The organism is Paenochrobactrum sp. BZR 201-1 (genome assembly GCF_044987585.2).
In the GTDB taxonomy this organism is placed as follows: Bacteria; Pseudomonadota; Alphaproteobacteria; order Rhizobiales; family Rhizobiaceae; genus Paenochrobactrum; species Paenochrobactrum pullorum.
Map to the genome: position 1 here is coordinate 1 of NZ_JBJDRZ020000005.1, position 26,101 is coordinate 26,101.

Here is a 26,101-nt window from a genome sequence, read left to right on the forward strand (position 1 = left end):
TGGCGCGCCCGAAAGGATTCGAACCTCTGACCCCCAGATTCGTAGTCTGGTGCTCTATCCAGCTGAGCTACGGGCGCAACATTTAAAAAGGAAAGATGATCTTACCTTCATAATTCTAAGTGAATGGCGCGCCCGAAAGGATTCGAACCTCTGACCCCCAGATTCGTAGTCTGGTGCTCTATCCAGCTGAGCTACGGGCGCTTATCACTTAAAGCGACTTTTCAATAAGAAATTATCATTATCTCTCATCGAAGAGTGCTTGCGGTTGGTAATCCGGATCGAATTTAAATGCAAGCACCTAAATGAAAAAAATGTACATAACTGATAAAATATTGAAATTAGTCAGGTTTCTTGAGCCTTTGCTTGTGTGGATAGATTTTAAACAGCTTCAGTGGGTAAAATAATTCTGAAATGCGCGCCCGGCTCGCTTTCTTCACAATAGAGAATCTCCCCACCATTGGCACGAACCAGATCCTGCACGATTACCAAGCCTAATCCGGTACCGTCATTGCGGGTGGAGCCACGAAATGCGGTAAAAAGGTTTTCTTTGGCTTTGGGTGAAAGGCCGGGGCCATTGTCTCTGACATCGATGTAAATCTGATTGTCGTCGCAACTCGCCTCGACAATGATTTGCTTTTTGAAATTATCTTCACCAATCGGAGCGGGCATGCTTTGCAGCGCCTGCATTGCATTGCGGCAGAGATTGGTGAGAATACGGAAAAGCTGTTCGTCATCTGTTGTCAGAATGAAATCTTGCGGCACAGCATTAATGAAGCTGATATTATGCAACTGATCGCTATTGATGACCTCTTCAACATCCTGCACAATTGCATGCAATACGGTCCGGCGCGGATTGGGCGGCGCTTCTCTGGTGCGCCCGTAAGCCACCACACTTTCAGAGTAGCTGATGGCACGGCTTAATGTCCGTATAAGACGCGGTGCAAAACGCTTGACCGCGGGATCTTTCACATCTGCCAGACTATCCGACATTAATTGTGCTGAGGCCAGAATATTGCGCATATCGTGATTGATCTTTGAAACCGCCATACCGAGATCGGCCAGATGTTTGCGCTCGGTATAGGTTTGCTGCAAATTGGTTTGCATCAAAGCCAGTTGTTGCTGGGCAATGCCGAGCTCGTCATGGCGTTGTTCGGGTTGGATGATACGTGCCGGATCATCCGGCTTTTCAGCAAATTTGATCATATCGCGATGCATACGGATGACAGGGCGCAGCAGCATTTCATGAATAATCAAATAAATGAAGCCAGCGGCCATGATCGAAATAAGCAAGGATATGATCGAAACATAACGCGCATATACCAATAAGGCATTGCGCAAAGGTTGGCTGGAAATGACAATTTCGAGGGTTTTGTTAGTATTGGGTATGGCGCTGTAAACGCGGATATTACGCTCTGCCGGATCAAAAAGCGTCGCAAAAGCATCCCAAATGGCTTGTGATTCACTGGTCTGGCGTGGATTTACGCTGGCATCAATGATGAATGGCTGTGCACTGGCAGCCAATAATGTTTTTTGATCATTGGTTGTAATGCTGATTGATTTGGCATTGGTGGCATAAAGAATTTTGTCTTGTGCCTCGCGTGGCCTGATCCCGTCTTTTTCATCTTCCAACACCAGTGCAACCGGTGCGACAGTATCCAATAGATTGGTAAGCCACCTTATCCGCATGCTGGCTGTCGAGGGAATAAAAATCAGAATTTCGGCAACCAGAACCGCAAGCATAGTAAGAAGCAGGAATTTATTGCTCAAACGCTGAAAAAAAGCAGGTCTTTTGATTTTAGCAGCGGGTGCAGCCGATTCTGCCACGGCTTCATTCGCGTGGGCAATAGTTTGAGCAGGCTGATAATGGTCTGACTGACGCAGATGCGCGGGTTCGGAGGCCATGCTGATCTTTCGGTATGCAGAAGTCGGATACGGCTGAATTGCCTTTTTTAAAGGGAAAGATGTTTCTCGTCATATATAGGTTATATTTTTGTGCTTGCCATATGTTAAGCTGCGCTTTGTTTTCCATTACAGAAGTTTAATTGGACTAGACGTTTTTCACGTGCATTTTGTAGTGATTGTTTTTATGCCGTTTTAGACGGTTATTTTGCATTTTACGCTGGGGTTACGAATGAAATTATGGAAGCAGCTGGTTATTTGTCTGCTCGTTATTATTGCAGCTGGTGCAGGTTGGTATGCTTATAAAGCACGTCAAGCCGACACTGGTTCGAACGCTGCGGTTTCTCAAAATGCAGGTTTTGGAGGTGGCGCTGCGCATGGTGGTTCCGGCGGACGAAGCGCGCAACTTGTGGTCAGCGATGCGGTTCGAACGGATATTGTTAACGGACGCCTGGAAGCGATCGGTACTGTGCGGGCGTTTCAAACGGTTTCTATTACTCCTTATACCAGCGGTACATTGATGGCGCTGAAGGTCAAAGCCGGACAGGCTTTGCAGGCTGGCGACGTGATTGCCGAGCTGGATTCTGAAAGCGAAGAAATTATTTTACAAAAAGCCAAAGCAGAGTTGCAAGATTTGGCGAACACTCTAGAGCGTATTGTGCGTTTGCGTAAAACCAATACAGCAACGCAGGTGCAGGAAGTGACTGCCGAGCTTGCTGTTGCCAAGGCTAAACTGACGGTACAGGATGCTGAATTGGCGCTTTCGCGACGGACCGTGAAAGCGCCGATTTCCGGCACTGTGGGTATTTTGCCGGTAGATGCCGGCAATTATGTCACCGCTCAGACAGTGCTGGCGCGTCTTGATGATACATCCAAAATGTTGATTGATATTTATGTACCGGAGCGGTTTGTACCACAAATCAAGATCGGTCAGAAAATTCAGGCCGAATCGACTGCTCTGCCGGGTCAGATCTATGACGGGCAGATCATCGAAGTAGATAATATGCTGGATGAGGCAAGCCGTACGATGCGGGTGCGCGGCATGTTTGAAAATGTCGAAAACCGTTTGCTGTCCGGTATGTCTTTTTCCACCACCATGCTTTTTCCGGGTGATCAATACCCGTCCGTCAGTGCTTTGGCGATTCAATGGGGCGCAGAAGGTGCTTATGTCTGGCGTATTAAAGACGATAAAGTGGAACGGGTACCGGTCACTATAGTGCAGCGTAATTCAGCCAGCGTTTTGGTCAATGGTGCTTTGAATGAAGGCGAATTGATTGTGACCGAAGGCGTACAGGCATTGCGCGAGGGGATGCAGGTAACGTTTAAAAATGCATCCTCTAAAACCACTGCGAAAGCAGACTGAGGGGAAAAGCGTTGAGTGAATTAAAAACCCCATCAGGTCATAACAACAAATCCGGCGGCTTGACTGCATTATTCATTCGCCGTCCGGTTTCGGCTCTTGTTCTTAATATCCTGATCATCGTGGCTGGCCTTGCTGCTTTTTCAGGCATTGATATTCGTGAACTGCCGGATGTCGATCGTCCGGTTGTCACCATCAGCACCGAGTTTAGCGGGGCTTCTGCTGAAACGATTGACCGTCAGCTGACGCAGGTGATTGAAAATGCAGTGGCGCGTGTTTCTGGTGTAAAGGCGATTTCATCAAATTCTTCATTCGGCCGTAGCCGTGTCACGGTTGAGTTCAACGATGGTGTTGATCTGAATGTGGCGGCTGCTGATATGCGGGATGCGATCTCGCGTATTGTCAATTCGCTGCCCGATGAAGCGGATGCGTCGCGCATTATTAAAGCGGACGCCAATGCAGATGCGGTGATGCGTCTGGCGGTCACCTCCGACACGATGTCGATCGATGATATGACCGTGTTGGTCGATGATCAGATCACCGATGTGCTTTCCGCTGTGCCGGGCGTTGCTGATGTGCAGATCAATGGTGATCGCGACAAGATTTTCCGCATTGATATTCATCAGGGGCGGTTGGCAAGTTATGGTCTGACCATTGCCGATATTACCAAAGCGTTGGCCTCAATGGCACTGGATGCACCTGCCGGTTCATTGCGCAGCAGCGATCAGTCGATAGTGGTGCGTGCAACCGCCAATGTGACTACACCGGAAGGCTTTGAAAATATCAGCCTGAATGACCGCACCAAACTACGTGATGTGGCAACGGTGACCCTGGGGCCTGATATTATCACTTCTGAAGTGCGCTCCAACGGCAAAACGGCCATTGGTCTTGGTATTGTACGCCAAGCGCAGTCCAATACGCTTGATATTTCTGAAGGTGTGCGCCTAGCCGTTGAAAACTTGCAAGACACGCTGCCGGAAGGCATTGAAATTAGTGTTACCAGTGATGATGCGACCTTCATTAATGGCGCTATTCATGAGGTGATTTTGGCGCTGATTATTTCCGGTATCATCGTGGTACTGGTAATTTTCGTCTTCTTGTGGGATTTGCGCGCAACCATCATTCCGGCGGTGTCGCTGCCGGTGGCGTTGATTGGTACAGTGGCAGCCGTCTATCTGGCGGGTTTCTCCATCAATATTATCACGCTTTTAGCGCTGGTGCTGGCCACAGGACTGGTTGTGGATGATGCGATTGTGGTGTTGGAAAATATCGTACGCCGTCGTAATATGGGGCTGGGGCCACGTGCTGCTGCCGTGCTTGGTACACAGGAAGTGTTTTTTGCGGTGATTGCCACGACCCTGACACTTGTCGCGGTTTTTGTGCCGATTTCATTTCTACCGGGGCAGGCTGGCGGTCTTTTCCGCGAATTTGGTTTCGTACTGGCGATTGCCGTGCTGCTTTCAGGTGTTGTCGCACTCACCCTTTGTCCGATGTTGGCTTCACGTTTTCTCAAGGAGAGCAATGGCGAAGATAACCACGAAAAAGCGCCCGGTACCATTCGTAAAGTCGGTGGTGCTTTAAGCAATATTTATCGTGTGTCTTTACGTTTTTGTCTCAATGTGCCTTTCGCAATTGTGTTGCTGTCGGTGATTTTTGCAAGCTTCAGCTATATTGGCTATACGCAGATCCGTCAGGAATTGACACCAAGTGAAGACCGCTCGGCTGCCATACTACGCGTGACAGGTCCACAAGGCATTAGTGTTGATTTTTTGCGTGAGCAGATGGACAAAGTGGAAGTTGCACTGCGTCCATTACGTGAAAGTGGCGAAATTCTCACCACCTATGCCATTTCCGGTAGCTTTGGATCATCCAATAGCGGTTTTGTGGTGCTGACTTTGGCGCCGTGGGACAAGCGTAGCCGCAGCCAGCAGGAAATTATGGCCGATGCCAATGCGCGTTTGCGCGGCATAACGGGTGCGCGTATTTTCTCCATGCAACCAAACAGTCTTGGCATTCGCGGAGCGGGTAATGGTTTGCAATTTGCGATTTTGGGCAACGATTACGATAAATTGCAAGATGCTGCACAAGCGATTGTACGTGAACTGGAAAAAGACCCGCGCTTTGACCAACCGCGTTTGTCGGTAGAGCCGACACAACCGCAATTATCAATCACAATCAATCGAGAGCGTGCGTCTGATTTAGGTATTGATATTACTGGTCTTGCTAATGCTGTACAGGCGATGCTTGATGGTCGTAAAATCGGTTCGGTATATGTGGGTGACCGCAGCTTTGACGTGAAGCTCGTCTCCACCACCCATCCGGTTGATGATCCGACTGATCTGGAGAATATTTTTCTTAAAACATCGGATGGCCGCTATGTGCCAATGGCTTCTATTGTAGACATTGAAGAAAAGGCCGTCCCGCCGCAATTAAACCGTGAAGAACGTATGCGTTCGGTTTCTATCACCACTGGTTTACGTGATGATTTTGCCCTTGGTAATGCATATCAGACTGCTTTGACAGTGGCTGCACCTGTGTTGCCTGCCGGTTCGCACATTATTCCGTTGGCAGAAGCAAGCACGCTGGATGAAACATCTCAAGGTCTGATGCTGGTTTTCGGTTTTGCGATTGTCATTATTCTGCTGGTGCTGGCTGCACAGTTTGAAAGTTTTATCAGTGCCGTCATCGTGATGGCAACAGTGCCGCTGGGGCTTGGCTGTGCCGTGGTCGCAATGCTGTTAACGGGCACCAATCTTAATGTGTATAGTCAAATCGGACTGGTGCTTTTGGTGGGTATTATGGCGAAAAACGGTATTCTGATCGTGGAATTCGCCGATCAGTTACGAGACCGGGGCTATCAGCTGCGTGAGGCGATTGAAGAGGCAGCCAACATTCGTCTGCGTCCTGTCTGTATGACGATGATTTGTGGTGTGCTGGGTGGTGTGCCGCTGATAATGGCATCAGGTGCTGGTGCAGAAGCGCGTGTCTCGCTTGGTTGGGTTATTGTCGGCGGGCTTGGCCTTGCAACCATTGCAACGCTTTATGTCACACCGGTTGCCTATTTGTTGCTTGGTCGTTTCGTCAATCCGAAAGCCCATGAGGCAGCACGCCTTGATGACGAGTTGCGTCACGCGGCTTTGGTGGAGCAAAAAGGTGAATAAGACATCCATCAAGTAATAAATAAAAACCGCGGCGGATGTTCAATCCGCCGCGGTTTTTGTTTGGTTAAGATCAACTGCGCTTAAAGCTCTTTCATCGCGTCGGTCACTTTAGATGTCCATGCGCCTTCCGGGCGTTTGGTAATCACCGGATCAGAACCGCCGCCAAGCAATGTATCAACCGTGCGTTCTGCAGCAGCCGTATCCAACACGCCGGTATCATCCAGAAGCTTGCCGATTTCGGCCACCATGCGCTCTTGCACTTCTACCGTCTGGGCACCGGACGAGTCATTTTCCACGATGATTTCACCGGCTTCCTTCGGGTTTTCAGCGGCATATTTCCAGCCCTTCATGGTTGCGCGCACAAAGCGCGCAAGCTTGTTGACCATAGCCGGATCTTCAAGGCTTTTTTCAAGCACATAGAGGCCGTCTTCCAGTGTGGCAACGCCTTGCTCTTCATAAGGGAAGACAACGAGCTGATCTGCCGGAATACCTGCATCAATCACCTGCCAATATTCATTATAGGTCATGGTGGAGATGCAATCGGCTTGTTTTTGAATGAGTGGATCGACATTGAAGCCTTGTTTGAGCACGACAACACCATCTTTTCCGCCTTCGGTCGGAATATTCAAATGGCTCATCCATGACAGAAACGGATATTCATTGCCGCCAAACCAGACACCTAAGGTCCGGCCGCGGAAATCTTCAGGCTTGGTAATATTGGTGTCTTTACGACAGGTCAGCATCATGCCGGATTTTTTATAAGGCTGGGCAATATTGACAAGCGGCACGCCTTTTTCACGGGTTGCCAACGCCGATGGCAACCAATCCACCACCACATCCGCGCCGCCACCGGCAATCACTTGTGGTGGTGCCACATCAGGGCCGCCCGGTTTGATCTCGACATCGAGGTCTTCTTCTTCATAAAAGCCTTTATCTTTGGCGACATAATAACCGGCGAACTGCCCTTGCGTTACCCATTTAAGCTGTAAGGTGAGCTTATCGGCTGCCAATGCCGAGCCTGCCATTAAAGATAAAACAAGGCCGGTTGCTCCCACAGCACCCAGCGTTTTTGTGATTATTTTTTTCATTTTTAGTTCTCCTCTGGTTGCGGCTCCGCCTTATGTTTGGCGGATGCCGTTTTTTGTCATGCTTCAGCCTCTCCTGTAAGAAGAATGCCAGAATGTCACACGTCGCTCGAGCAATGCCAACAGCCCGTATGAAATCGAACCGGCAAGCGCTGCAACGAATATTTCCGCCCAGACCATATCAACATTCATTCTCCCGATTTCTGCTGATATGCGGAAACCCATGCCGACGACCGGTGTGCCGAAAAACTCGGCCACAATCGCGCCAATCAGGGCGAGGGTGGAATTGATCTTCAAAGCATTGAAAATAAAAGGCATGGCTGCGGGCAGGCGCAGCTTAAATAAGGACTGCCAATATGATGAGCCATAGGTTCGCATCATATCCCGCTCCATCGAGCCTGCGGCTGCAAGCCCTGCCACTGTGTTCACCAGCATTGGAAAGAAAGTCATGATAATCACGACTGCTGCTTTCGATTGCCAGTCAAAGCCGAACCACATCACCATGATAGGGGCAACACCCACAATAGGCAATGCCGCCACCAGATTGCCGACCGGCAGCAGGCCTTTGCGTAAAAATGGCACACGATCTACCAGAATGGCGGTGATGAAACCGGCCCCGCAACCCATTGCATAACCGGCAATCACTGCTTTAAGATAAGTCTGGCGAAAGTCGGCCCAAAGGATTGGTACTGAATTGGTGATACGTGCCCAGATCATCGAAGGAGCGGGCAATAAAACCGATGGAATTTCAAATCCTTTGACTGTTGCTTCCCAGAACACCAACATCCAGATGCCGAATAGGGTTGGTACGGCAATGTCGAGCAAGTGTTGGCCTTGACGTGAAGACGTGCGCAGGCTTGCCAGCCATTTGACCGAAAACCATGAGACAATGACGAGGAAAAATAAGAAGAGTAGAGGTTTGATCATGCCGCTGCCCTTTCCGGCTTAATGCCCATACGCTTGTTGACGTAATGCGCGGCAATGCCGACAAGTGCGACCAATGCGGCCGCCATAATGGCCGCCACCACCAATGCTGCCCAGATTTGCACGGTCTGCCCGTAATAAGAGCCTGCCAGCAAACGCGCTCCAAGCCCTGCTACTGCACCGGTGGGCAATTCACCAACAATTGCCCCAACAAGGCTGATCGCCACCGCAATTTGCATGGAGGTGAAAAGATAGGGCAGGGCTGTTGGCCAGCGCAGCTTCCAAAACATTTGTGTGTTGGAAGCATTATAAGTGCGCATCAAATCCATATGCATCACATCCGGTGATCTTAAGCCCTTCACCATACCGACAGCGACAGGGAAGAAAGACAGATAGGTGGAGATGATGGCTTTAGGCAGCAGGCCGGAAATGCCAATGGCGTTGAGCACCACAATGATCATTGGGGCGATGGCCAGAATGGGGATTGTCTGTGAGGTGATAATCCAGGGCATCAGGCTTTTATCAAGCGTGCGCGAATGGACAATGCCGACCGCCAGCAAAATGCCGAGCAATGAGCCGAAAACAAAGCCCAACAGTGTTGAAGAAAGCGTCACCCAGCCGTGATAGACGAGACTGCGCTTGGAGCTTGGTTTAACTTCGAAAACTGTTTTCCAGACTTCTGCCGCTACTTGATGCGGAGTGGGTAATACAGGACGCGCTTGGTTCATGGTGTTTTTAATCACCGTGGAGGTGCTGATCTCAACACCGGCTCGCTCCGCCTGATCCCGTTCAAAAGGCGCATTCAAAAAAGCCGCCATTATGTACCAGATGAGGATAATGGCGGCCAATACGACGAGGACAGGAAAGAAACGATCCCTGAAAAAATTTGATCCGAAGATCTGAGAAGTGAGAGGTGGTTTACTGCTCAAGAGTGCACCTCATCATAAGAATGCCCCAGCCGTAGACCTTCACGAACCTGATGGGCAATTTTCAAGAATGCTTCAGATTCTCTGATTTCCAATGTGCGGTCTGGCCCCAGATCGCAATCAATAATTTCATGAATACGACCCGGGCGTGGGCTCATAACGACAATTTTTGTCGATAGAAATACGGCCTCCGGAATGGAGTGGGTGACAAAAATGACCGTTTTTTTAGTAGCCGCCCATAATTTCAGCAATTGTTCGTTGAGGTGATCACGTACAATTTCATCCAGTGCACCGAAAGGTTCGTCCATCAATAGCATATCCGGATCAAAAGACAGGGCTCTGGCAATAGAGGCACGCTGTTGCATGCCTCCTGATAATTGCCACGGATATTTTTTGCCAAAGCCGGAAAGATTGACCAGATCAAGATTTTTTCTGATCCTCTCTTTCTTTTCCGCCGGGCTGAATTTCATCACCTCCAGCGGCAGACCGATATTATCTTCAATCGTGCGCCACGGAAAAAGGGCAGCGGCCTGAAAAACATAACCATAGCTACGTTTCAAGCGTGCCTGTTCCGGTGTCATGCCATTAACGGTAATGCTACCGGAACTTGGTTTTTCCAGATCGGCGACCACGCGCATCAGCGTAGTTTTCCCGCAGCCCGAAGGGCCGATGAAAGATACGAATTCGCCACGATTGACGTGAAGGTCAATATCGGACAAAGCCTGCACCGGCCCGTCATTGGTTTCAAAAATCAACGATAGTTTTTTAATATCAATGACGCAGTTTTCGCTGTTGGCTGCGCCGGTGATATTGGTTTTTATTGGGGCTCTTGAGGGAGCTGATTGATAATCTGTCATTATGATCGCTTCCCGAAGCTGTGCATCAGATTGCGGTCTGTTCATGGATCAGACCCCGTATGGCATATGTTCCGGCTTGCGCTCGACTTTGCGTGGTGCAACAACTTCCTTCCATGTGGAAAGTGCCTTGTTGACGCTTGCATTTGGCTCGCGTTCGATGAAACGGCCATCGCCCGGTTCCGCCAGCACTTTGCCTTGATCAAAGGCAATTCTGCCACGCGACAACACCGTGCGTGGCAGCCCGGTCAGCTCCATGCCCTCAAACACATTGTAATCAATGGAAGAATGTTGCGTTTTGGCCGAAATGGTTTTTTGGGCTTTCGGATCCCAGATGATGAGATCGGCGTCCGATCCTTCCAGAACGGCACCTTTTTGCGGATACATATTGAGGATTTTCGCAATATTGGTGGAGGTCACGGCCACAAATTCATTTGGTGTCAGACGGCCGGTGACAACACCTTTTGTCCATAATACCGGCAGGCGTTCTTCCAGACCGCCGGTGCCGTTTGGAATCTTGGTGAAATCATCAATACCGGTGCGCTTTTGTTCGCTGGTGAAGGCGCAATGGTCTGTAGCAACGCATTGCAAGCTTCCGGCAGAAAGACCTGCCCAGAGACTGTTTTGATTGAGTTTGTCGCGGAATGGCGGTGACATGACACGGCGTGCGGCATAGTCCCAATCCTGATTGAAATATTCGCTTTCATCCAATGTCAGATGCTGAATAAGCGGTTCGCCATACACACGCATGCCTTTTTGGCGCGCACGACGAATGGCTTCATGCGCTTGTTCGCAGGATGTATGCACCACATAAAGTGGCACACCGGCCTGATCGGCAATCATGATGGCGCGGTTGGTGGCTTCCCCTTCAATTTCCGGTGGGCGCGAGAAGGCATGGGCTTCAGGGCCTTTATTGCCCTCAGCCAGCAGTTTTTGCTGTAACTGCGCTACCACGTCCCCATTTTCGGCATGCACAAATGCTGTGGCACCCAGTTCAGCGCAACGCTGGAATGAAGCAAACATTTCATCATCATTGACCATCAATGCGCCTTTATAGGCCATGAAATGTTTAAATGAATTGATGCCGCGATTGACCACTTCCGGCATTTCATTGAAGGCGCGCTCGCTCCAGCCGGTAATCGCCATATGGAAAGAATAATCGGTGCGCGCTTTGCCGGATTTCTGGAACCATTCCTGCAATGCCTCCAACAAATTGCCCTCAGATCCGGGCAGGACAAAATCAATCACCATTGTGGTGCCGCCTGCAAGGGCGGCGGCGGTGCCGGTGTCAAAATCATCGGATGAGTAGGTGCCCATAAACGGCATCTGCAAATGGGTGTGCGGGTCAATGCCGCCTGGCATGATGTAACAGCCTGTTGCATCAATGATCTGATCACCGGAAAGATTATTGCCTATTTTTACGATTTTTTCGCCATCGATGAGAACATCCGCATCATATGTACGGTCAGCAGTAATGATGGTACCGCCTTTAATCACCTTGGTTGCCATTGTTCGTTCCCCTTTTTGGTTTCGTTGCGAACAGTTGCAGATATTAACGGAACTGATGCGGGGTGATCGAGTCCCGCCAGCTTATACTGTAATCACTCGCAGATTTGAGCCGTTTCCAGCACTGCATGCAAAAGCACATCAGCTCCCGCACTTGCCCATTCTTTGGAAATGGATTCATCTTCATTATGGCTTAAGCCGTCGACACATGGGCACATGATCATGGCAGTCGGCGCCACCCGATTAACCCAGCAAGCGTCATGTCCTGCGCCCGAAATGATGTTCATGTGACTATAGCCGAGCCGCTCTGCGGCGTTACGCACGGAGTTCACACAATTTTCGTCAAAAGTAACAGGATCAAAATGGCCGATCGCTTCGATTTCAACCTGTATGCCAAGTTCGGTGGCAATTTTTGGCGCTTCAGCTTCAAATTTTGCCTTCATGCCATCCAGCACTTTACGATCCGGCGAGCGGAAATCGACAGTAAAGACGATCTGACCGGGAAGCACATTGCGCGAATTGGGCGTCACATCAATATGGCCGACACCACCAACAGCGGCCGGCTGATGTTCCATGGCAATATCATTGACGAGTTGCAGCAATTTGCCCAAGCCAAGGCTGGCATTTTTTCGCATCGGCATTGGTGTCGAGCCGGTATGAGCTTCCTTGCCGGTAATCGTGACTTCCAGCCACCACAGCCCCTGTCCGTGGGTCACAACGCCGATATCTTTATGCTCAGCTTCCAAAATTGGCCCTTGTTCGATATGTAGCTCAAACATGGCATGGATTTTACGTTGTCCTACCGGCTCGTCACCAAGCCAGCCAATGCGTTTTAATTCATCGCCAAACTTCTTGCCCTTGGCATCAACGCGCTCATAAGCCCAGTCCTGATCAAGCTCGCCTGCAAAAACACCGGATGCCAGCATGGCGGGGGCAAAGCGGGTGCCTTCTTCATTGGTCCAGTTGGTCACAACAATCGGATGCTTGGTTTTGATCTTTAGATCGTTGAGCGTGCGCACAACTTCCAAGCCACCAAGTACACCCAACACGCCGTCAAAATTACCGCCTGTCGGCTGTGTATCCAAATGGCTGCCCATATAAACCGGATCGGCATCCGGATCAGTGCCTTCACGATAGAAAAACATGTTACCCATCGTATCGACAGACATAGTCATACCGGCATCTTCACACCATGATTGGAAAAGTCTGCGGCCTTGCGCATCTTCATCGGTCAAAGTCTGACGGTTATTGCCGCCGCGCAGTCCGGGGCCAATTTTGGCCATCTCCATCAAACTATCCCACAAGCGATCGGAGTTGATCTTGAGATTGCTGTTAAGCGCCATGAGAGAGCTGCCTTTCTGTTACATGCTATTAAAAAACCTGATCAAAAATAGATTGCGTGCCGGTGTGCCCTGAATTTTTACGTTGAAATTCAGATGCAGATACAGCTTCCCTGTCCACGCACCTGCTCATGCAGCCGTTGCGTGTTAAAAAGATGGGCAGGCTTGTCGCATATGACATGCTGGCTCTCCCCCTTGCCGCGGTTCAAACGCCGCTCTATTGTTCCCGCTACCAGTCGCACTTACGGCGGCAATATTTTTGACTTGCGTAAAAAACTTGACTACTTGGTAAAAATACAGGCTAGAAGAGGCATCGATGGCGGTCAAGCGCTTTCGAAAGTTTCTCCGTCCGGCGGAAGGTGTCAAATGGCCACAGCTGCTCCCACTGCTGCCCGCAAAGGCGCAAGGCGTAAAAAAAGCGATAGTCCCGAAAACGAAACACGCATTCAGGGTATCAACCGACGCATTATTCTGGACGCTGCATTGGATGTGTTTTCTGCCTTTGGTTTCAGAGGCTCTACGCTGGATCAGATTGCCGAAAAAGCGGGCATGTCCAAGCCCAATTTGTTGTATTATTTCCCGCGCAAGCAGCATATTTACGTCAATGTCTTGGAAGATACCCTGGTTGAATGGTTGCGCCCGTTTGAAGAAATCGACCCGCAAGGCGATCCGCTGGAAGAGTTGAAAAAATATATTGTCCGCAAACTTGAAATGTCGGATAGCAAACCTGAAGCCTCGCGCCTTTTTGCTAATGAAATCATGCATGGCGCACCGGCTATCGGCACATTTTTGAAAACCCATTTGCGTGAATTGGTCGATGGCAAGGCGCAAGTGATCAATCGCTGGATTGCTGAAAAACGAATAGCTCCTGTTGATCCTTATCATTTGATTTTCACCATTTGGGCAACGACACAGCATTATTCTGACTTTGACGTACAGGTTCGCGCCATTATGGGCGAAAAAGTTGACAGGTCTTCATTCCGGGCAGAAACCGCCGAAGCGATAGTCGGCATTGTTCTCAACGGTATCCGTCCGCGTTCATTCTGATTGTATCACCATGCGCAAGGTGTCGATTGCACGCTTTGCGCCGGATTGAGATTTGAAGTTCGGACTTCCTCAATGGCGATTGTTTCAAACGCTCATGAAATCCTCAAAGCTTCAAAGACATCTTCAGGCAGGGCATGATCTTTATCATCATGCCCTGCCGGTCTTCGGGGGGAGCTTTATTCTGCTGCTTCCTGTACAGACATCGGATTGTTCGGATGGGTTGTCCAGTTGGCGTAGTTTGGATCGATCGGCGCTTTAGTGCGCGGATCAAAACCGCTGATTGGTTCCATCGTGATACAATCATTAACCGGACAGACATTGACGCAGAGATTGCAGCCAACGCATTCTTCATCAATCACTTCAAAGTGGCGGGCGCCGTCAACCAGTGAGGTAATCGCTTGGTGCGAAGTATCTTCACAAGCTGCAAAGCAGCGGCCGCATTTGATGCAAAGATCCTGATTGATCTTGGCTTTGGTGACATAATTGAGGTTGAGATAACGCCAATCGGTAACATTCGGCACGGCACGACCGCGGAAATCATCCAGCGTTTCAAAGCCTTTGCTATCCATCCAATCGGACAGGCCGTCGATCATTTCCTGAACGATCTTGAAACCATAGGTCATGGCAGCGGTACAGACCTGCACAGTGCCGCAACCAAGCGAGATGAATTCTGCCGCATCACGCCATGTCGATACACCGCCAATACCGGAAATCGGGCGACCGGCAGTTTCCGCATCACGGGCAATTTCCGCCACCATATTGAGCGCAATCGGCTTGACCGCAGGCCCGCAATAACCACCATGCGAACCGCGTCCGTCAATGGTAGGTTCAGGTGCAAAACTGTCAAGATTGACACTGGTGATCGAGTTGATCGTGTTGATCAGTGACACAGCATCAGTGCCATTGGCAAAAGCATTGCGTGCCGGATAACGGATGTCGGTGATGTTGGGTGTCAGCTTGGTAATGACCGGCATGCGCGTATATTGCTTACACCACTTCACCACCATGCCGACATATTCTGGAACCTGACCGACAGCCGCGCCCATGCCGCGTTCGCTCATGCCGTGCGGGCAACCGAAATTGAGCTCGATACCGTCAGCGCCGGTTTCTTCAACCAGTGGCAGAATGGCTTTCCATGCTTCCTCCTCACATGGCACCATGATGGAGGCAATGAGGGCTCGATCCGGCCAGCGGCGCTTGATCTCTTTCATTTCGCGTAAGTTTATTTCCAGCGAGCGGTCGGTAATCAACTCAATATTGTTCAAACCGATCAAACGACGGTCAGCACTATAAATAGCGCCGTAACGCGGACCATTGACGTTAACAACCGGCGGGCCTTCGGAGCCCAGCGTTTTCCATACCACACCGCCCCAACCTGCTTTGAAAGCACGCTCCACATTATAGGCTTTATCGGTTGGAGGGGCAGAAGCCAGCCAAAACGGATTGGGCGACTTGATCCCGAGAAAATTGGTGGAAAGGTCAGCCATTGTCGAAATTCCCCTGATACGACTTACCGGTTTTTAGCGGCTCTTGCGGCCGCTTTTTAAAACCACGGATGAAAAAATTAGTGACCCCATTCAATGGGTTCAGGCCCTTGAATATGACGCTGGCCGTTATTGGCGCCGCCTTGTGCGGAGAGTACCGCATCGGCAAATCCGACAACTTCTTGCGTTAGGTTCATCAAGGTGTGGTGAATGGATTCTGCCGCGACTTTACCGTCTTCAACGGATGCAACGGTGAGGTCTTCGCCGCCTTCCACGCAGTCGCCGCCAGCCCAGATACCTTCAACGGATGTACGTCTGTGCTCATCCACTTTGATACGGCCTTTGGCGAGTGCCACACCGGTTTTACCAAGCGGTTCGGCGAGGAAATTTTGCCCGATGGCTTTGAAAACCTGATCGGCTTTGAGCGTGATGGTTTCACCGGTGCCGGAGAGCTTGCCATCTTTTTGGGTCGTATATTCCAGCACCATATGGCTGACAGTACCATCCGCATTGCGGGTCAGGCTTGAAGGCTGCACCCAGTGGCGGATATTGACCCCATGAACCTGCGCCAATTCTTGCTCATATGCACTGGCATTCATCTGTTCCTGACCGCGACGATAGGCGATGGTGACATTTTCAGCGCCCAAAAGCTTGATCTGGATGGCAATATCAATGGCGGTCATACCACCACCAATCACCACCACATTGCGTCCGACCGGCAGATTGGAGAGGTCTTTGGCTTGGCGAAGCTGGCCGATATAATCCACCGCATCCATCACATTGGGTGCATCTTCGCCTATCAGTCCCAAACCATTGACGCCTGGCAAACCCATTCCAAGAAAGACGCCATCATAGCCGGATTTCAAGGCATCAAGCGAAATATCGCGGCCTAAAGCCTTATTGTAATTAATTTTGATGCCGCCGATTTTCAGCACGAATTCCAATTCGCGGGCGGCAAAATCATCAACGGTTTTATAAGCGGCAATACCATATTCATTGAGGCCGCCGCCTTTTGGACGGGCTTCAAAAATGCTGACTTCATGACCATGCATCGCAAGGCGGTGTGCAGCGGAAAGACCGGCAGGGCCTGCGCCCACAATGGCAATGCTTTTGCCGGTAGCGGCTGCACGTTTAAACGGATGTGTGCCGTCTTCCATCAGATCATCAGTGGCATAGCGCTGGAGCAGGCCAATTTTAACCGGCTTGCCTTCGGCGGTTTCACGCACACAGGCTTCTTCGCACAAGGTTTCAGTGGGGCAAACACGGGCGCACATGCCGCCGAGAATGTTTTCTGAAAGAATGGTTTTTGCCGCGCCTTTTGGATTTTCAGCCGAAATTTGGCGTATAAAAAGCGGAATATCGATGCTGGTCGGGCATGCGGTCATGCACGGAGCATCATAGCAAAAATAGCACCGATCCGCCTCTACAATCGCTTCATGATGTGTGAGGGGCGGATGCAGATCATCAAAGACATCTGCATAGGCAGAGTGGTCTAACCGCGCCGTTTTGATGTCCGGCTGGTTTTGCGTGTTTTCTGCACGAATAGATGTGTTATCTGCTGATCCCATCAGATCGCATCTCCCATTTTTAAGTTCAAGCGGCGCTGTTCCTTTTGACGCCAGCTTTTCTATATGCGGGTGGCGGTTATTCCGCCTTGTCCCTTAAATTGCAGCTTCTCCTGAAAGCTTTTAAGCTTTCTTGTACGGGAGAATGCTTATGCTGTTATCAGCATGACAGATTTTTTCAGAAGGTCAAATTTTTTATCATTTGGTCAATTATTGACGAAAACTTGCTTTCAACCAGATAAAATAACGTGCGAGAGAAGATGATGGTTTTAGTTTTTTGCGGCGACTTGCGCGGCAGCAGCTTCACCAATATTGGCAAAGAACCGGTCAGCAATTTTGCGTGCTGCAGAGCCTAGAATCCTGGTGCCGATTTGTGCAATTTTCCCGCCTGCATCTCCTTGTATTGCATAGGATAAAATTGTTTCTTCACCATCTTGCGTGAGGCGCACATCAGCGGCACCTTCGGCGAAACCGGCAATGGTTCCTTCCCCTTTTCCGGAGATGGTATAAGAGTGCGGCGGCACCATATTGGAAAGCTCCAAAAGCCCGTGAAAGCCGACTTTTATGACTCCAAAACTCACCTTTATACTGGCTCTGATTTGATGTTCGTTGATTCGCTCCAAATTGTCGCAACCAGGAATCGCAGCTTTCAGCGTCTCAATGTCATTGAGCGCATTCCACACTGCTTCACGAGGGGCTGATATGCGCTCTTCACCGGTCAAATCCATTATATCTCCATAATTGTTGCTTAGACTTCATGCATGAATGCTAAAGACTGTTATAGACGTAGTTGATGAAAGACGATTACCAGCGGTGATATTGTTTTATGCAATCTGGCACTTTTGCTGAAATCCTCGTGAAAGCATGCCAACAAAATACTAAACTATGAATGTTTAGTTTACACTCTGGCTAAATTTGATTCGGGAGTTGTTAAATGGCACGGAATGAAGCTCAGGTAACCGAGGCAGTTGCAGCGCTTAAAAACCATTGGAGCACATCTGCACCAAAAGATATGCGCAAAGCTTTTGCCGAAAATTTAAATCGGTTTAAATCATTCTCGCTGCAATTCGATGACCTGCTTTTCGACTGGTCAAAATGTTTGGCCAATGAAGAGACTATGCAGCTTTTGGCAAGACTTGCAAGAGCTGCCGATGTGGAAGGGCGCCGTGCAGCAATGTTTGCCGGCGAGCCGATTAACACCAGTGAAAATCGTGCCGTTTTGCATGTGGCTTTACGTGACACATCGTCGGATGCAATTTTGGTCGCGGGCGAAAATATATTGCCCGAAGTCAAAGCAACGCTTGCGCGTATGGGTGATTTTTCGGATGCCATTCGTTCCGGCCATTTAAAAGGTGCAACCGGCAAAGCATTTACCGATATCGTCAATATCGGCATTGGCGGTTCCGATTTGGGACCGGTGATGGCGACCACTGCGCTTGTCCCTTATCATGACGGACCGCGTACACATTTCGTGTCCAATATTGATGGCGCACATATTGCTGATGTGCTGGGGGCACTTGATCCGGCGACAACGCTCATCATTATTGCCTCAAAAACCTTCACTACCATTGAAACCATGACCAACGCACAGACCGCGCGTCAATGGATTGTAGAGAATTTGAGCGAAGCGGCAGTGTCTGATCATTTTGTCGCTGTTTCCACAGCGCTTGATAAAGTGGCAGATTTTGGCATTGATGAAACTCGTGTTTTCGGTTTCTGGGACTGGGTTGGTGGCCGTTATTCGGTTTGGTCGGCTATCGGTTTGCCGGTGATGATCGCAGTTGGTCGGACAAATTTTGCGCAAATGCTGGCCGGTGCGCATGCAATGGACCAGCATTTCCGCGATGCACCATTGCTTGAAAATATGCCGGTTGTACTGGGGCTGATTGGCTATTGGCATCGCGCCATCTGCAATTATACCAGCCGTGCTGTCATTCCTTATGATCAGCGCCTTGCCCGTTTGCCTGCTTATTTGCAGCAATTGGATATGGAATCAAACGGCAAAAGCGTGATGCTGGATGGTTCCCCTGTGAATGGGCCGACAGGGCCGGTTGTGTGGGGGGAGCCTGGCACCAATGGTCAGCATGCTTTCTTCCAGTTGTTGCATCAAGGCACAGATACAATACCGCTGGAATTTATCGTTGGCTGCAAATCGCATGAGCCGCAGCTTGATCATCAGCATGAAATGCTGCTCGCAAATTGCTTGGCGCAATCTGAAGCTTTGATGAAAGGCCGCACATTGGAAGAAGCGCGCGCGCAATTGCTGGCTAAGGGCATGGATGAAGCGCGTGCTGAAGAAATCGCTCCGCATCGTGTTTTCTCCGGCAATCGTCCCTCTCTCACCATTGTTCATGATCTGCTGACACCATTTGCGCTTGGGCGTTTGATTGCGCTTTATGAGCACCGTGTTTTTGTCGAGGCGCAATTGTTTGGCATCAATGCGTTTGACCAATGGGGCGTGGAGCTTGGCAAGGAGCTTGCCACCGAATTGCTCGATGTGGTGACGGGTGACAAACCAGTTGGCAATCGTGACAGTTCAACGCAAGGGCTGGTAAATCACTTGCATGTACGTCGCAAACACTGACATTGTCGGGAAATATTGCCGGTTCAAAGCGAACCGGCAAATCTGGCATGGAGGAGCGCTGAGATTTCATGAAGACGGAATTGATTAAATTTGCCGGTGATGTGCCGGGCAATGAAATTGAACTGCGTGTTTTGCGTTTTGAAGGCCATGATGAAACGGCAGCAACTGCCTATCTGCAATCATCCCTTCATGGTGGTGAATTGCCGGGGCAGGCAGCACTTCATTTTCTGGTGCCGATGCTGCAAAAGGCGGCTGATGAAGGGCGCATCAAAGGCAATATTACCGTGGTGCCACAGGCCAATCCGGTTGCTTCCAACCAGTGGCAGGCATACCAGCATCAAGGCCGTTTTGATACATTTTCAGCGGTCAATTTCAACCGCGCTTTTCCGCTGTTGCCGGACTTTGACACATCAAATCTGCCGCAACCGGATGCGCCGGAAGCACTGATCAAGCGCTTGAAGGCGGCTCTGCTACGCTTTGCATTGCCGCATGATATTGTGCTGGATCTGCACTGCGATGATGAGAGCGAAAACTATCTTTATATTGCTGAAGACTTCGTCGAAGACATGAAAGATTTGGCCGTAGCGCTGAATTCCACCGCTATTCTGGCATGGGATACCACTGCTGATGCCGCTTTCGAAGAAGCTTGTGCGCATCCTGTTTTGCAAATACCGCGTGATCAACGCAATATGAAACGTCGCGCTGTCACGACGGTTGAGTTTCGGGGCTTAAGCGATGTTTATGCAGAGCAGGGCGCAGAAGATGCTGCCGGACTTTATAAGTTTTTAGTGCATCGCGGTGTTATTGAAGACGGTTCAGTACAGTTAAACCTTGATTATCAAGGTCTTGTTACGCCGCTCACCCATGTGGAAATGATCCGCGCCCCGCAAGGCGGCATGGTTTTCTATCATGTGAAACCGGGTGATGTGGTAAGCGAAGGTGCAAAGCTTGCGACAATCGTCACAACCCCTGGAAGCCCGAGTGGTGATATTGTTCTGACTGCTCCGCAGGCAGGGCGCATTCTAACACGCCGTTCTTTGCGCTATCTGCGCCGTGGTGATGACGTGTTGAAACTGTTGGGCGACAAGCCTTCTAAAGTGACCAAACGTGCCGGAGCCTTAGAGGCATAATGAGCTTTGGAAGCATGAGCGAATTGGCTGACAAATTGAAATCAATCCGTGCCATCCTGTTCGACAAGGATGGCACTTTGATTGATTTTGAACGCACATGGTTTGCGTTCTCTTATTCTATGGCGGAGAAAGCCGCCAATGGTGACGAGGCAAAAGCCCGTCATTTGATGGATATTGGCGGCTATGATTGGGAAGCCAAACGTTTTCGCGGCAATTCGGTAATTGCTGCGGGAACGGTTGAGGAAATGGTGGCGCTGTGGCACCCCGATATTGATGCTGTCACACAATCTGCAATTGTTGACCGCTACAATCAGGCAAGCCTTGAGGCGGGCCCGCGATCAGCTGTGGCGATTGATGGGCTTTATGAGGCTTTGGAAGCACTCAAAACGCAGGGTTTTATCCTGGGCATTTGCACCAATGATTCTGAAGCGGGAGCACTGAAAACCGCGCAATTGCTAGGCATTGATCACTTTTTTTCGAGCTTTATCGGCTATGATACGGCGGCACGGCCAAAACCATTTGCCGATCCTTTGATTTATTTTGCGCAAAAAACCGGCATTGAATTGTCGCAATTAGCAATGGTCGGCGATAATAGCCACGATATGGAGGCCGCGCATGCGGCACAGGCTGGCTTGAGCATCGGTGTGCTTTCTGGCAATGCGGGAGCGGATATTTTAGAACCGCTCGCCGATATTGTTTTGCCCTCTGTTGCCGATATTCCGGCTTTATTTGCTTAAATTTGCGTCTCGTAATTTGCGGCGTAAAATTTTGCCGACATTGCTTTTCGGCAGTTCGTCACGAAACTCGATCATGCGCGGGCGCTTGTAATTGGTCAGGCGCTCGGCGCAATAGGCTTTCACCTCTTCTTCGCTTAAATTAGGATCCTTACGCACAATAAAGAGTTTGACCACTTCGCCGGATATTGCATCTGGTACACCGATGGCGGCGGCTTCTTTAATGCTATCATGCGCAACCAACACTTCTTCCAATTCGTTAGGATAGACATTGAAGCCGGAGACAAGGATCATATCCTTTTTGCGGTCAACAATTTTGGTGTAGCCATTTTCATCCATGAAGCCCAAATCACCGGTGCGGAAAAAACCGTCCTTGGTGAATGAGCAGGCAGTGTCGTCATCGCGTTGCCAGTAGCCCAGCATTAATTGCGGGCCGCGCACACAAATTTCGCCCACCTCTCCAAGCGGCAGATAGTTGCCGTCATCATCCAGAATAGCAATATCGGTGGAGGGCATTGGTAAGCCGATTGTGCCGGTAAATTGCGTGGCATCCAAACCATTGGCCGCAACAACCGGCGATGTTTCAGAAAGCCCATAACCTTCAGTGATCAGGCAACCTGTCATTTGCTGCCAGCGTTCTGCGACAGGTTTTTGCACTGCCATACCACCGCCTAGGGTGAGAATCAGCGGCTTGAAATTGAGGTTTTTGAAATCCGGATTGTTCATCAAAGCATTGAACAACGTGTTGAGTGCCGGAAAAATATGAAACGGATATTTTTGCAGCTCTTTGACAAAGCTTTTGATGTCACGCGGATTGGGAATGAGAATATTGCGCGCACCCTGCTGGATGCCGATCATCGCATTCACAGTGAGTGCAAAGACATGGTAAAGCGGCAAGGCGCAGATATAATTGACATCATCTGGCTTGCCTTTGATGCGATAAGCCACATCCAGCCAAAGCCGCATCTGATCAAGATTGGCCAGAATATTGCCGTGAGACAGCATTGCGCCTTTGGAAGCGCCGGTGGTGCCGCCGGTATATTGTAAAAAAGCAAGGTCGGAACGCTTTAAAACAGGCATCGGAACAGCATGAGCACGCCCGATTTTCAGCGCTGCTTTAAAACGCGTATAATGTGGCAAATGCCATCGCGGCACCAGTTTTTTAATGCGGCGCACCACCAGATTGATCAGATGTCCTTTTAGCCCGTGCATGTCGCCCATGCTCGCCACCAAAATATGTGGCTTTTGAATATCCGGAATTTTAATTTCGGGTAGGGCTTTTTCCAGTGTGGTAGCAAAGTTTTCCAGAATGATGATGGCTTTGGCACCGGAATCATTCAATTGTTGCGCCAGCTCGCGCGACGTATAAAGCGGATTGATATTCACCACGACCAGTCCTGCGCGCAAAATGGCGGCAATACTGAGTGGATATTGTAAAATATTCGGCATCATCACGGCAACGCGATCACCTTTAACCAATCCTTTGGTGCTTAACCAAGCGGCAAGCCAACCGGATTGCTCATGAAGCGCACGATAGGTTAGCGACTTGTCCATGCAGGTAAAAGCTGGTCTGTCATCAAACCGCTTGCAGGCATCGGTGATCATGGCGGAAATAGAATTGAATACGGGAGAAGGGATATTCTCCGGCACTTCAGGTGCATAGGATTTCAGCCAGATTTTTTCTGTTGCGCTTGAATTGCTCACAGAGCGATGAGGGTCTGGCGCATGTTCAAGCGCATTATCGGCTGTCATAAAATCTTTGGTTCCACCGGCAGCTGTCAATCCCCATTCCATCGTAATCCGCCTTACGATGGTTCCTCCTGAGGGTTGACCGTCATAATCTGTCATTCAGTGCCGCAGAGTTACACTGGCAAAAGCTTTTATCAAGCAGTTTATTCACCGATATCAGTTAATTATATTGAAACTGGCGTGGAAAAGTGCCCAGCCTAAAATGGCTGCAGGTGCGATGAGTGTACACAGCATAATGCCTAAAAAGACTGTAGCCGGATGAATGGCGTTGGTCTTTTGTGGGATATTGGCGGTGCGGCTATGTGAACGAACAGTTTGAAAGGTGCGGTGACCGCTCACTCTGCCTGTATCAAACTGGCCTTTGCGTTCTATCCAGCGTCCATGTGTGATATCTGCCATTTTTCTTCTCCTCGTTCCCATTGTTATTATGCGCCGTCTTTAAAATAGTGCAAGAATAAAAATAATAATATTGATTGCAATCTGCTTTGTTTTTGATAATACATTTTCTATGTAAGTAATAATTTTAACTATACAGTATTTATTGTAATAATAGTAATTTCCGAATTTACATATATTTCTGAAATGAATGTCATTCATTCGCTGCTTTTGAAAACTGCCGCTAAACGCAAAAGCTGTGTGCCTACATAAGCTTGCATTCAAAAAGCGGTTCAAACTATTTGGTGCTTGATGCAAAAATATATGAGGAAAGCAGTGGCCAAGGCTTATGTCGGGGACATGCAGCATCAGAAGCATTGAAAAACGATGGTTTCTTATATTTGAAACTGGTTTTATGATGCTCTCTTGCCTCTTTTGCATATCAGCTATGCATGATTGTTCGTTGATCTAAACGATTTAGATCGGTATATATGCGTCATCGGACTTACTCCTCCTCCCAAAGTCCGATACCGGAATGCGGCACTCCTCCTCCCAGCCGCGTTCAAAGATTGGGCCGCGCATCCTCCTCCCGCGCGGCCTTTTTTTTGCTCATTTTTTGTGCGCCAATTACTTTCCCCCGTTCTATTGTCATTGCCTGATACACATTGTGTTCGGTCTGCTGCTCTTTGGCTTTTGAGAAAAAGTGCCTATATCTGCGCCAGATGTATAATAACAATAATGTAAAGGCGAAAAACCATGAGCAACGGCATCCATCATGTCACTCTGATTACCGGTAAGGTTCAGCCGAATGTGGATTTTTATGCGGGCTTTCTTGGGCTTCGTCTTGTCAAGCAAACGGCCGGTTATGAAGATACCGAGCAGCTGCATTTGTTTTACGGCGATCAGCACGGCAATCCGGGTTCACTGGTAACATTTCTGGTCTGGGAAGACGGCGTGCGCGGGCGTGCCGGTCACGGCCAGATCAGCGAAATTGCGCTTGCTATCGATCAAAGCGCTATCGGCTTTTGGATGGAACGTGGTTTGCGCCATAACATCGCCATTGAAGGGCCGAAGGTGGAAATGGGCGAAACTGTTTTACGCATGAAAGACCCTGATGGTGTAATCGTCAAGCTGGTTGCTTCCACATTAAAATCGCCTGATGCGGCCGTCGCTGGTGATATTCCAACCTTCGCAGCAGTACAGCGCTTGCAAGGCGTAACGCTTCTGTCGGAAGTGCCGGAGCAGACACAGGCTTTTCTGGTTAAGCATTTTGGTTTGAAGCCGGATTTGCGGACAGACACAATCAGCCGTCTTGCCTCGCAAAGCGGTGACTATCTGGATGTGCGTGATGCAACCGGTTTTTGGGAAGCAATGCAGGGCACAGGTACGGTGGATCATGTTGCGCTTCGTGCCAAAAACTTAGGCGAGATTGATGCCATTTCTGTTGAGTTTTCCAAGCTTAATGCGGTGGAAACGACGGTGCATGACCGTAAATATTTTCATTCGCTATATGTACGTGAACCGGGCGGCAGCCTGATTGAATTTGCCACCGATGCGCCGGGCATGAGCGTGGATGAAGCGCTGGCTGATCTTGGTAAAACCTTGTTTGTGCCGCCCGCATCCGAAGGTGATTTGGGTGATAACAGCTTGCGTTTGCCGCAATTTGCTTTGCCAGGTGAGGAGCGGGTTATTTACCGTGAATTGCCTTTCATCCACCGGATTTACCAGCCGAAAAATCCGGATGGCACATTTATGGTGCTGTTGCATGGCACAGGTGGCAATGAAAATGATCTGATGCCATTGGCGCATAAGATTGCGCCCAACGCCACGCTGATCGGGGTGCGGGGACGTGCAACCGAAGAGGGTGTGCATCGCTGGTTCAAGCGTATAACGATGAGCCGTTTTGATCAGGCGGATATTGCATTTGAAGCGGAAGCCTTCATGGCTTTTGTGGAAGGCATTGTGAAGTCTTATCAGGTGGATTTAAGCAAAACGGTATTTTTGGGTTATTCCAATGGAGCTAATTTGCTTGGAGCTATTTTGCGTCTGCATCCGCATGTGTTGCAAAAGGTGATTTTGTTGCGCGGTGGCGAGGTGCTGGAAAATGCACCCGTGACGGATTTATCAGATGTTTGCCTGCTGATGCTGAACGGAGAGGATGATATTTACGGCGGCTTTGCCAAGCCTTTGGTGGAGGCGCTGAAACTTGGCGCCGCTAAGCTGCAAGCAGACATGCTTAAAGCGGGTCATAATCTGTCGCAAGAAGATATCAGTCGCAGTCAAAAATGGTTTGAGCAATTCTAAAAAGTGAAACCGTTCTGTTGTTCAGGGCGGTTTTTTTAGTCTTGGCTTTTAATTATGTGGCTACTTTACGTCTC

General features: G+C 49.6%; 19 protein-coding genes and 2 tRNA genes. 7 read left to right on the plus strand and 14 right to left on the minus strand.

Annotated elements, in window-relative coordinates; genetic code table 11:
- From ACI0FR_RS02755 to ACI0FR_RS02765, 3 genes are all read right to left on the minus strand, one after another.
- Positions 1 to 77, minus strand: a tRNA-Arg gene (locus tag ACI0FR_RS02755).
- 47 nt (positions 78 to 124) lie between these two features.
- Positions 125 to 201 (minus strand) — tRNA-Arg (locus ACI0FR_RS02760).
- Positions 202 to 378: 177 nt separating this feature from the next.
- Positions 379 to 1,902 carry a sensor histidine kinase gene (locus tag ACI0FR_RS02765; protein ID WP_404906680.1) on the minus strand — a complete coding sequence of 508 codons (1,524 nt, stop codon included), beginning with the start codon at positions 1,900 to 1,902 and terminating at the stop codon, positions 379 to 381.
- 229 nt (positions 1,903 to 2,131) lie between these two features.
- Between ACI0FR_RS02765 and ACI0FR_RS02770 the strand changes: the two genes are divergently transcribed.
- Positions 2,132 to 3,262, plus strand: a complete 1,131-nt coding sequence (locus tag ACI0FR_RS02770) for an efflux RND transporter periplasmic adaptor subunit (protein ID WP_461667878.1) — start codon at positions 2,132 to 2,134, stop codon at positions 3,260 to 3,262.
- Between the two features lie 11 nt (positions 3,263 to 3,273).
- Positions 3,274 to 6,420 carry an efflux RND transporter permease subunit gene (locus tag ACI0FR_RS02775; protein WP_404906655.1) on the plus strand — a complete coding sequence of 1,049 codons (3,147 nt, stop codon included), beginning with the start codon at positions 3,274 to 3,276 and terminating at the stop codon, positions 6,418 to 6,420.
- Positions 6,421 to 6,500: 80 nt separating this feature from the next.
- Here the strand turns inward: ACI0FR_RS02775 and ACI0FR_RS02780 are convergent, their stop codons facing one another.
- From ACI0FR_RS02780 to ACI0FR_RS02805, 6 genes are all read right to left on the minus strand, one after another.
- Complete coding sequence (locus ACI0FR_RS02780; RefSeq protein WP_374829151.1) at positions 6,501 to 7,508, minus strand: ABC transporter substrate-binding protein; 1,008 nt, start codon at positions 7,506 to 7,508, stop codon at positions 6,501 to 6,503.
- Positions 7,509 to 7,571: 63 nt separating this feature from the next.
- Positions 7,572 to 8,432: an ABC transporter permease gene (locus ACI0FR_RS02785; protein WP_374829153.1), complete on the minus strand. Its 861-nt coding sequence runs from the start codon at positions 8,430 to 8,432 to the stop codon at positions 7,572 to 7,574.
- Positions 8,429 to 9,358, minus strand: coding sequence for an ABC transporter permease (locus ACI0FR_RS02790; protein ID WP_374829155.1), 930 nt, complete (start codon positions 9,356 to 9,358; stop codon positions 8,429 to 8,431). Before ACI0FR_RS02790 ends, ACI0FR_RS02785 begins: the two co-directional genes overlap by 4 nt.
- Positions 9,355 to 10,257 (minus strand): ABC transporter ATP-binding protein, encoded by a 903-nt coding sequence (locus ACI0FR_RS02795; RefSeq protein ID WP_374829157.1) that lies wholly within the window; start codon positions 10,255 to 10,257, stop codon positions 9,355 to 9,357. The genes ACI0FR_RS02790 and ACI0FR_RS02795 overlap by 4 nt, the downstream gene beginning before the upstream one ends.
- 3 nt (positions 10,258 to 10,260) lie before the next feature.
- Positions 10,261 to 11,718, minus strand: a complete 1,458-nt coding sequence (gene hydA / locus ACI0FR_RS02800; RefSeq protein WP_404906653.1) for a dihydropyrimidinase — start codon at positions 11,716 to 11,718, stop codon at positions 10,261 to 10,263.
- 92 nt (positions 11,719 to 11,810) lie between these two features.
- Positions 11,811 to 13,058 carry a Zn-dependent hydrolase gene (locus tag ACI0FR_RS02805; RefSeq protein ID WP_404906652.1) on the minus strand — a complete coding sequence of 416 codons (1,248 nt, stop codon included), beginning with the start codon at positions 13,056 to 13,058 and terminating at the stop codon, positions 11,811 to 11,813.
- A 363-nt stretch (positions 13,059 to 13,421) separates the two neighbouring features.
- Here ACI0FR_RS02805 and ACI0FR_RS02810 point away from each other — a divergent pair, with 363 nt between their 5' ends.
- Positions 13,422 to 14,102, plus strand: coding sequence for a TetR family transcriptional regulator C-terminal domain-containing protein (locus tag ACI0FR_RS02810; protein ID WP_374830455.1), 681 nt, complete (start codon positions 13,422 to 13,424; stop codon positions 14,100 to 14,102).
- A gap of 176 nt (positions 14,103 to 14,278) precedes the next feature.
- Here the strand turns inward: ACI0FR_RS02810 and preA are convergent, their stop codons facing one another.
- The 3 genes from preA to ACI0FR_RS02825 all read right to left on the minus strand — a co-directional run bounded on the left by preA (position 14,279) and on the right by ACI0FR_RS02825 (position 17,879).
- On the minus strand, positions 14,279 to 15,589 hold the full coding sequence (preA, locus tag ACI0FR_RS02815) for an NAD-dependent dihydropyrimidine dehydrogenase subunit PreA (RefSeq protein ID WP_374829163.1): 1,311 nt from the start codon (positions 15,587 to 15,589) through the stop codon (positions 14,279 to 14,281).
- 77 nt (positions 15,590 to 15,666) lie between these two features.
- Entirely contained in the window at positions 15,667 to 17,154 is a 1,488-nt protein-coding gene (locus ACI0FR_RS02820; protein ID WP_374829165.1) for an NAD(P)-dependent oxidoreductase, read from the minus strand.
- Between the two features lie 266 nt (positions 17,155 to 17,420).
- Positions 17,421 to 17,879, minus strand: a complete 459-nt coding sequence (locus ACI0FR_RS02825) for a CoxG family protein (RefSeq protein ID WP_374829167.1) — start codon at positions 17,877 to 17,879, stop codon at positions 17,421 to 17,423.
- A gap of 206 nt (positions 17,880 to 18,085) precedes the next feature.
- On the opposite strand from ACI0FR_RS02825, the gene pgi reads away from it, so the two are divergent.
- The 3 genes from pgi to ACI0FR_RS02840 all read left to right on the plus strand — a co-directional run bounded on the left by pgi (position 18,086) and on the right by ACI0FR_RS02840 (position 21,602).
- Positions 18,086 to 19,735, plus strand: coding sequence for a glucose-6-phosphate isomerase (gene pgi, locus ACI0FR_RS02830; protein WP_404906651.1), 1,650 nt, complete (start codon positions 18,086 to 18,088; stop codon positions 19,733 to 19,735).
- A 68-nt stretch (positions 19,736 to 19,803) separates the two neighbouring features.
- Complete coding sequence (locus ACI0FR_RS02835) at positions 19,804 to 20,865, plus strand: succinylglutamate desuccinylase/aspartoacylase domain-containing protein (RefSeq protein ID WP_404906650.1); 1,062 nt, start codon at positions 19,804 to 19,806, stop codon at positions 20,863 to 20,865.
- A gap of 14 nt (positions 20,866 to 20,879) precedes the next feature.
- On the plus strand, positions 20,880 to 21,602 hold the full coding sequence (locus ACI0FR_RS02840; RefSeq protein ID WP_404906649.1) for an HAD family hydrolase: 723 nt from the start codon (positions 20,880 to 20,882) through the stop codon (positions 21,600 to 21,602).
- On the opposite strand, the gene ACI0FR_RS02845 is transcribed toward ACI0FR_RS02840, so the two are convergent.
- Positions 21,591 to 23,393: a long-chain-fatty-acid--CoA ligase gene (locus ACI0FR_RS02845; protein ID WP_404906648.1), complete on the minus strand. Its 1,803-nt coding sequence runs from the start codon at positions 23,391 to 23,393 to the stop codon at positions 21,591 to 21,593. The two genes, ACI0FR_RS02840 and ACI0FR_RS02845, sit on opposite strands and share 12 nt — an antisense overlap.
- Before the next feature lie 111 nt (positions 23,394 to 23,504).
- Positions 23,505 to 23,747 carry a hypothetical protein gene (locus ACI0FR_RS02850; RefSeq protein ID WP_374829175.1) on the minus strand — a complete coding sequence of 81 codons (243 nt, stop codon included), beginning with the start codon at positions 23,745 to 23,747 and terminating at the stop codon, positions 23,505 to 23,507.
- A 732-nt stretch (positions 23,748 to 24,479) separates the two neighbouring features.
- Here ACI0FR_RS02850 and ACI0FR_RS02855 point away from each other — a divergent pair.
- On the plus strand, positions 24,480 to 26,027 hold the full coding sequence (locus tag ACI0FR_RS02855; protein WP_404906646.1) for a VOC family protein: 1,548 nt from the start codon (positions 24,480 to 24,482) through the stop codon (positions 26,025 to 26,027).
- Positions 26,028 to 26,101 lie beyond the last annotated feature (74 nt).